13 protein-coding genes are annotated in these 7,574 nt (G+C 66.6%); all 13 read right to left on the reverse strand.

What is annotated here, in order from left to right:
• Positions 1-369, reverse strand: coding sequence for a 50S ribosomal protein L14 (gene rplN, locus AC3RX1_RS02265; RefSeq protein ID WP_491499599.1), 369 nt, complete (start codon positions 367-369; stop codon positions 1-3).
• Entirely contained in the window at positions 370-705 is a 336-nt protein-coding gene (rpsQ, locus tag AC3RX1_RS02270; RefSeq protein WP_491499600.1) for a 30S ribosomal protein S17, read from the reverse strand. It lies immediately after the preceding gene.
• Entirely contained in the window at positions 705-1,019 is a 315-nt protein-coding gene (gene rpmC, locus AC3RX1_RS02275; RefSeq protein ID WP_491499601.1) for a 50S ribosomal protein L29, read from the reverse strand. Before rpmC ends, rpsQ begins: the two co-directional genes overlap by 1 nt.
• Positions 1,019-1,438: a 50S ribosomal protein L16 gene (gene rplP, locus AC3RX1_RS02280; protein WP_025102402.1), complete on the reverse strand. Its 420-nt coding sequence runs from the start codon at positions 1,436-1,438 to the stop codon at positions 1,019-1,021. The genes rpmC and rplP overlap by 1 nt, the downstream gene beginning before the upstream one ends.
• Complete coding sequence (rpsC, locus tag AC3RX1_RS02285; protein WP_491499602.1) at positions 1,438-2,181, reverse strand: 30S ribosomal protein S3; 744 nt, start codon at positions 2,179-2,181, stop codon at positions 1,438-1,440. The genes rplP and rpsC overlap by 1 nt, the downstream gene beginning before the upstream one ends.
• Positions 2,181-2,573 (reverse strand): 50S ribosomal protein L22, encoded by a 393-nt coding sequence (gene rplV, locus AC3RX1_RS02290; protein WP_491499603.1) that lies wholly within the window; start codon positions 2,571-2,573, stop codon positions 2,181-2,183. Before rplV ends, rpsC begins: the two co-directional genes overlap by 1 nt.
• Before the next feature lie 21 nt (positions 2,574-2,594).
• The gene (rpsS, locus tag AC3RX1_RS02295; protein ID WP_417561563.1) at positions 2,595-2,876 is read right to left on the reverse strand and encodes a 30S ribosomal protein S19; all 282 of its coding nucleotides are present in this window, start codon (positions 2,874-2,876) and stop codon (positions 2,595-2,597) included.
• 13 nt (positions 2,877-2,889) lie between these two features.
• On the reverse strand, positions 2,890-3,729 hold the full coding sequence (gene rplB / locus AC3RX1_RS02300) for a 50S ribosomal protein L2 (protein WP_491499604.1): 840 nt from the start codon (positions 3,727-3,729) through the stop codon (positions 2,890-2,892).
• Between the two features lie 25 nt (positions 3,730-3,754).
• Positions 3,755-4,090, reverse strand: coding sequence for a 50S ribosomal protein L23 (gene rplW / locus AC3RX1_RS02305; protein ID WP_491499605.1), 336 nt, complete (start codon positions 4,088-4,090; stop codon positions 3,755-3,757).
• A complete protein-coding gene (gene rplD, locus AC3RX1_RS02310) occupies positions 4,087-4,743 on the reverse strand; it encodes a 50S ribosomal protein L4 (RefSeq protein ID WP_491499606.1) in 657 nt (218 codons plus the stop codon). Before rplD ends, rplW begins: the two co-directional genes overlap by 4 nt.
• 4 nt (positions 4,744-4,747) lie before the next feature.
• On the reverse strand, positions 4,748-5,407 hold the full coding sequence (gene rplC, locus AC3RX1_RS02315) for a 50S ribosomal protein L3 (protein WP_491499607.1): 660 nt from the start codon (positions 5,405-5,407) through the stop codon (positions 4,748-4,750).
• Positions 5,408-5,415: 8 nt separating this feature from the next.
• A complete protein-coding gene (gene rpsJ, locus AC3RX1_RS02320) occupies positions 5,416-5,724 on the reverse strand; it encodes a 30S ribosomal protein S10 (RefSeq protein ID WP_029145857.1) in 309 nt (102 codons plus the stop codon).
• A 626-nt stretch (positions 5,725-6,350) separates the two neighbouring features.
• Positions 6,351-7,574, reverse strand: a 1,224-nt coding sequence (locus tag AC3RX1_RS02325) for a hypothetical protein (RefSeq protein WP_491499608.1), incomplete at its 5' end; no start/stop codon positions are given.

Genomic DNA, 7,574 nt, shown 5'->3' on the forward strand with positions numbered 1-7,574 from the left:
TCAGATGACCTCCGGGGCCAGCGAGACGATCTTCATGAACTTCTTGTCGCGAAGCTCACGGCCGACCGGCCCGAAGATGCGGGTGCCGCGGGGCTCCCCGTCGTTCTTCAGGATGACGGCGGCGTTCTCGTCGAACTTGATGTACGAGCCGTCGGCGCGGCGGGTCTCCTTGACGGTGCGCACGACCACGGCCTTGACGACATCGCCCTTCTTGACGTTGCCGCCGGGGATGGCGTCCTTCACCGTGGCGACGATCGTGTCGCCCAGGCCCGCGTACCGGCGGTTGGAGCCGCCGAGCACACGGATGGTCAGCAGCTCCTTGGCGCCGGTGTTGTCGGCGACCTTGAGTCGGGATTCTGTCTGAATCATTTACTTGGCCTTCTCGAGGATCTCGACCAGCCGCCAGCGCTTCGTGGCGCTCAGGGGCCGGGTCTCGTTGATGAGGACGAGGTCGCCGATGCCGGCGGTGTTGTTCTCGTCGTGGGCCTTGACCTTGCTGGTCACGCGGATGACCTTGCCGTAAAGCGGGTGCTTCACGCGGTCCTCCACCTCGACGACGATCGTCTTGTCCATCTTGTCGCTGACGACGTAGCCGCGGCGGGCCTTGCGGTAGCCGCGGGCACCCGCTTCGCGGACGTCGTGCTCAGCGTGCTCGTGGCCGGCGGTCTCGACGACCTCGGCCGGAGCCTTCTTCGCAGTGGCCATCACTCAGCCTCTTCCTTCACATCGGCGTCGGCAGCGGCATCCGCCTTCTTCGCCTTGCTCTTCTTCGCCTTCGTCGTCTCCACCGGAGCCGGCGTGGCGCGGATCCCCAGCTCGCGCTCACGGATCACCGTGTACAGCCGTGCGATGTCGCGCTTGACCGCACGGATGCGTCCGTGGCTCTCGAGCTGGCCGGTGGCCGACTGGAAGCGCAGGTTGAACAGCTCTTCCTTGGCCTTGCGCAGCTCCTCGACGAGGCGCTGGTCTTCGAACGTGTCGAGCTCGCTCGGGGCGAGCTCCTTGGTGCCGATCGCCATTACGCGTCGCCCTCCTCGCGCTTGATGATGCGTGCCTTCAGGGGCAGCTTGTGGATGGCACGGGTCAGTGCCTCACGAGCGAGCTGCTCGTCGACACCCGCGACCTCGAACAGGACGCGGCCCGGCTTGACGTTCGCAACCCACCACTCGGGCGAGCCCTTACCCGAACCCATGCGGGTCTCGGCGGGCTTCTTGGTCAGCGGACGGTCGGGGTAGATGTTGATCCACACCTTTCCACCGCGCTTGATGTGACGGGTCATCGCGATACGAGCGGACTCGATCTGACGGTTCGTCACGTACGCGGGGGTGAGGGCCTGGATGCCGAACTCACCGAAGGAGACCTTGGTGCCGCCGGTCGCCTGGCCGCTGCGTCCCGGGTGGTGCTGCTTGCGGTACTTGACTTTACGGGGGATAAGCATTACGCCGATGCTCCTTCTGCGACGGGCGCCTCGGTGCGCGGGGCACGACGCGGACGGTCACCGCGGGCAGGCTTCTGGTTGGCCTGCTCGCGTGCGAGCTCCTTGTTGGTGAGGTCGCCCTTGTAGATCCAGACCTTCACGCCGATGCGGCCGAAGGTGGTGCGGGCCTCGTAGAAGCCGTAGTCGATGTTCGCGCGGAGCGTGTGCAGCGGCACACGACCCTCGCGGTAGAACTCCGACCGGCTCATCTCGGCGCCGCCGAGGCGACCCGACACCTGGACACGGACGCCCTTGGCGCCGGCGCGCTGGGCGCCCTGCAGACCCTTGCGCATTGCGCGACGGAACGCCACACGGGCCGAGAGCTGCTCGGCGATGCCCTGGGCGACCAGCTGAGCGTCGGCCTCGGGGTTCTTCACCTCGAGGATGTTCAGCTGGATCTGCTTGCCGGTGAGCTTCTCCAGCTCGCCGCGGATGCGCTCGGCTTCCGCACCACGCCGGCCGATCACGATGCCCGGACGGGCGGTGTGGATGTCGACGCGGACGCGGTCGCGGGTGCGCTCGATCTCGATGTTGCTGACACCGGCGCGGTCGAGCTGCTTCTGCAGCAGTCGGCGGATCTTGATGTCCTCGGCAAGGTAGTCGGCGTAACGCTGACCCGGCTTCGTCGAGTCGGAGAACCACCGCGACACGTGGTCGGTGGTGATGCCGAGGCGGAAGCCGTACGGGTTGACCTTCTGGCCCATTACTTGCTCGCCTTCTTCGTAGCTGCACCGGTCTCGGCGACCTCGGGGGTCGCCAGCACGACGGTGATGTGGCTGGTGCGCTTCTTGATCTGGAACGCGCGCCCCTGCGCACGAGGCTGGAAGCGCTTGAGCGTCGTCCCCTCGTCCACGAAGGCGTTCTTCACGTACAGGTCCTGCTCGGCCAGGAACTCTCCGGCCTGGTCGGCCTTCACGCGGGCGTTCGCCACGGCCGAGGCGACGAGCTTGTAGATGGGCTCGCTGGCGCTCTGCTGCGCGAACTTCAGGATGGCAAGGGCCTCTTCAGCCTGCTTGCCCTTGATGAGAGCGACGACACGACGAGCCTTCTGAGGGGTCACGCGGATGTGTCGCACGCGTGCGATGGACTCCACCATTTCTTCTCCTCTGCCACCGCGTCAGCGGCGGCGGCCCTTCTTATCGTCCTTCTCGTGGCCGCGGAAGGTGCGGGTGGGCGCGAACTCGCCCAGCTTGTGACCCACCATGCTCTCGCTGACGAACACGGGGATGTGCTTGCGGCCGTCGTGCACGGCGATCGTGTGGCCGAGCATGGCCGGCACGATCATCGAGCGACGCGACCACGTCTTGATGACGTTCTTCGTGCCCGCCTCGTTCTGGACGACGACCTTGCGAAGCAGGTGCTCGTCGACGAAGGGGCCCTTCTTGAGACTGCGTGGCATCTTCTGTTCCTACCTACTTGCGCTTCTTGCCGGCGGTCCGACGGCGAACGATGTACTTGTCGCTTTCCTTGTTCGCGTGGCGGGTGCGGCCCTCGGGCTTGCCCCACGGCGTGACAGGGTGACGACCACCGGAGGTGCGACCCTCACCACCACCGTGCGGGTGGTCGACGGGGTTCATCACGACACCGCGGACGGTCGGGCGCACGCCCTTCCAGCGCTTGCGGCCGGCCTTGCCCCAGTTGATGTTCGACTGCTCCGCGTTGCCGACCTCGCCGATCGTGGCGCGGCAGCGCACGTCGACGTTGCGGATCTCGCCCGAGGGCAGACGCAGCTGGGCGTACGGGCCGTCCTTGGCGACCAGACGCACACCGGCACCGGCCGAACGCGCGAGCTTCGCGCCACCGCCCGGGCGCAGCTCGATGGCGTGCACCACGGTACCGGTGGGGATGTTCCGCAGCGGCAGGTTGTTGCCGGGCTTGATGTCGGCCGACGCACCCGACTCCACGATGTCGCCCTGACGGAGCTTCTCGGGGGCCAGGATGTAGCGCTTGGTGCCGTCGACGTAGTGCAGCAGCGCGATGCGCGCGGTGCGGTTCGGGTCGTACTCGATGTGCGCGACCTTGGCGTTCACGCCGTCCTTGTCATTGCGACGGAAGTCGATGACGCGGTACTGGCGCTTGTGGCCACCGCCGATGTGACGGGTGGTGATGCGGCCCTGGTTGTTGCGGCCACCGGTCTTCGACAGCGGCTTCAGCAGCGACTTCTCCGGCGTCGATCGGGTGATCTCAGCGAAGTCCGCCACCGACGAGCCGCGACGACCCGGGGTCGTGGGCTTGTACTTGCGAATTGCCATGTTCTCTCGTCCTCTGTTCCGACCGTCAGCCGACTGCCGTGAAGATGTCGATGGTGCCGGACTTCAGCGTGACGATCGCACGCTTCGTGTCCTTGCGCTTGCCGGTGCCGAAACGGGTGCGACGTGCCTTGCCGGCGCGGTTCAGCGTGTTGACCGAAGCGACCTTGACGCCGAAGATCTTCTCGATCGCGAGCTTGATCTCGGTCTTGCTGGCGCGGGTGTCCACGTAGAACGTGTACTTGCCCTCGTCGATCAGACCGTAGCTCTTCTCGGAGACGACCGGCTTCAGGATGATGTCGCGCGGGTCCTTGTTTACTCGGACGGAGCGACCCGCCTGGTCGGTTGCGTTCGCGGCGGTCATGCCGAGACCTCCTCGGTGGCGGCGGTCTTCGACGACACGAACGCGTCGAAGGCGGCCTTGGTGAAGACGATGTCGTCCGAGACGACCACGTCGTAGGCGTTCAGCTGGTCGAAGCTGAGCACGTGCACGTACTCGAGGTTGCGCACGCTCTTCAGCGTCACCTCGTCGTCGCGCTCGATGACCACGAGGACGTTCTTGACGGCACCGAGCGCGCTCAGGGCCGACACGGCGGTCTTCGTGGAGGGCGTGCCGTCGATGCCGAACGACTCCACGACGTGGAGGCGCTCGCCCCGGGCACGGTCGCTGAGCACGCCGAGGAGGGCGGCCGCGATCATCTTCTTCGGGGTCCGCTGCGCGTAGTCGCGCGGCTTCGGACCGTGGACGATGCCACCGCCGGTGTGCTCAGGTGCACGGATCGAACCCTGACGCGAGTTGCCCGTGCCCTTCTGCTTGAACGGCTTGCGACCGGAGCCGGAGACCTCACCGCGACGCTTGGTCGAGTGGGTGCCCTGGCGAGCCGCCGCGAGCTGCGCGACGACGACCTGGTGGATCAGCGGGATGTTGGTGTTGACGTCGAAGATCGCGGCGGGCAGCTCGACGGAGCCGGCCTTCTTGCCGTCGGCCTTGCGGACGTCAAGGGTCGTGTCAGCCATGGACTCAGGCACCCTTCACTGCGTTGCGGACGTAGACGATGCGGCCGCGCGCGCCGGGGACGGCGCCCTTGACGAGCAGCAGACCCTTCTCGGCGTCGACGGCGTGCACCGTGAGGTTGAGGACGGTCACGCGCTCGCCACCCATACGGCCGGCCATGCGCATGCCCTTGAAGACGCGGCTCGGGGTCGACGAGGCGCCGATCGAACCGGGCTTGCGGTGGTTGCGGTGTGCACCGTGCGAGGCCGAGACGCCCTTGAAGTTGTGGCGCTTCATGACACCCGCGGTGCCCTTGCCCTTGCTGGTGCCGACGACGTCGACCAGCTGGCCGGACTCGAACGTGCCCTCGACGGTGAGCTCCTGACCGAGTGAGTAGTCAGCGGCATCCGCCGTGCGCACCTCGGTCACGTGACGACGCGGCGTCACGCCGGCGGCGTCGAAGTGGCCCTCGAGGGGCTTGTTCACCTTGCGGGGGTCGATCTGGCCGGCAGCGATCTGCACGGCGTTGTAGCCGTCCTTCTCGGGGGTGCGAACCTGGGTCACCACGTTCGGCGCGATCTGGATGACGGTGACGGGGACGAGCTTGCCCTGCTCGTTCCACACCTGGGTCATGCCGAGCTTCGTGCCCAGCAGGCCCTTCGAAACCTTGGAGTTGATGTCAACCATGTCGAACCTCAGAGCTTGATCTCGATGTTGACATCGGCCGGCAGGTCGAGACGCATCAGCGAGTCGACGGCCTTGGGCGTCGGGTCGATGATGTCGATGAGGCGCTTGTGGGTGCGCATCTCGAAGTGCTCGCGGCTGTCCTTGTACTTGTGGGGCGACCGGATGACGCACACGACGTTCTTCTCGGTCGGAAGCGGCACCGGGCCGACGACGGATGCGCCGGCGCGGGTCACGGTGTCGACGATCTTGCGGGCCGACGAGTCGAGGCCGGCGTGATCGTACGACTTCAGGCGAATGCGGATCTTCTGTCCCGCCATTGTCTGCTCACTCTCTTTCTCGCGTCTTACGCTCTCGCGCATTGGACGCACGGCGACGCTTGCGCGCCGGGGCACGTGCACCGGCCGGGGCCGGCGATGCTGCACCACTGTTCTGCTGTCAGGACCGGACGCAGGGCATCCGGCTCCCGCACGCACCTCTCCCCAGGGAGGGAGGGGGTGTGGGATTGGCGCACAGCAGACGGGTTCACCGATGCTGCACTCGTTCTTGCTGCCCGCGGCCTAGGATCTCGCTCGGAAGAGCTGCCTATGCACTGCCCTGGCAGTGATCCGTGCGCGCGCTGAAGCACGCGCAGGAATATGGAACCTCAATAGTCTACGTGTATCCCGGGCGTGTCGCAAACCGAGCACGCCTGCCGCTCCTGTGAGTTCCCCCACCGGCCTGCTCCCCGGCCCGCCCCGTCGTGGCCCTGCGCTTCGGTCCGACCCCGCCCGCCCGCCCGGCCCGCCCGCCCGTCCGGCTTGTCCGCCGAGTTGCCCCTCGGTTCGCCGAGTTGCCCCTCGGTTCGCCGAGTTGCCCCTCCGTTCACCGAGTTGTCCCCCGGTTCACCGAGTTGCCCCTCCGTTCACCGAGTTGCCCCTGAGTTCGCCGCGACACCTGCCTGTTCTCACGCTCGGGGTGGGACCGGCCGCTCGCCGGGGCGGCTGCTGCCGAGCAGGCCCAGTTCGCGCATGTGCTTCGCGAACTCGTCGATCGACGACATCTTCTCGAATCCCCACCGGTCGCAGCGCCACCCGGTCGCGGCCTCGATCATTGCCTGGCGGCGGCTCTGTGCCGCACGGACCTCATCCGGGTGGCGGCCCGCCAGTATCCGTTGATCGGTGTACTTGAAGAGGCCGTCGAACTCCGCCCAGCGCCGCAGAGCCGGCCAGCCGAAGTCGAGCAGCGCATATGTGCCATCGGGGAGGTCGATCCGATACTGGAGCTCCGGCATGGGTACGCCGAGTTGCCACATCCACAAGCGGGCGATACTCTCCCCGGGCAGGCAGGCGCGCCCGTCCGCGAGGTCGGTGACGAAGCGTGCTTGCCGGATGCCGCGGGCACCAGCATGGCTGCTCACACGGTTCCGGACGAGTTGCCGAAACTCTTCGGCGCTTGCGGTGTCGTAGGTGTTCGTCGTGTCATCCCACGCGATGAGACGAAGCGCCGCATCGAACACGACCACCGCTGCTTCGAGGGACGTGTTCCTGATGACGTCGTAGACGGTGCGATCAAGTGACGTGATACGCAACCCTTCGATGGTCACTACGTCCTCTTCGGGGAGCGGCATGTAGTGACGGTGGACGTCGCGGCCGCTGTGTCGGGGATGTTCGCCAGAGACGATCACGTCGACGCGATCGTCCCGCACCCGGTACAGCGGGAGCCCATGCATCGCCGCAGCGGATGCGAGACAGTATGCGGTGTGGTCGAGGGTGTCGCGGAACCGGACCGCGTGCATCTTCGTGCGGATGCGCTCCTCGACGAACAGCGTCTCCCATTCCTCCTGGAGGACGTAGGCACCGATGCACAGGCGGGCCAGACTTCTTCCCGCTGCCCGCGCTGCATCGGGAGCGAACGCTCCTCGCGTCGACGGGAGGATTCGTGAAGCTGCTGCACTCTGATCCACGTTGCAAAGATGCCGTAGCCGGACATGGGCCGGGGCCATCGAGGGCGATCTGTGGGTATCTGACGCGAGTCCCGACGTTCGGCTGATCTGTGCAGGACTGGACACCCTAGTGGAGTCCTGCATAGTGGTGTAGCGCGCGGTGGCCGGGCTCGTCGGATGCGACGTAGACGCGGTCACCGTGTGATCCTTCGAGGAAACTCTCATATCCCACTCGAACGGAATCAT

Source organism: Microbacterium altimontanum (genome assembly GCF_058349865.2).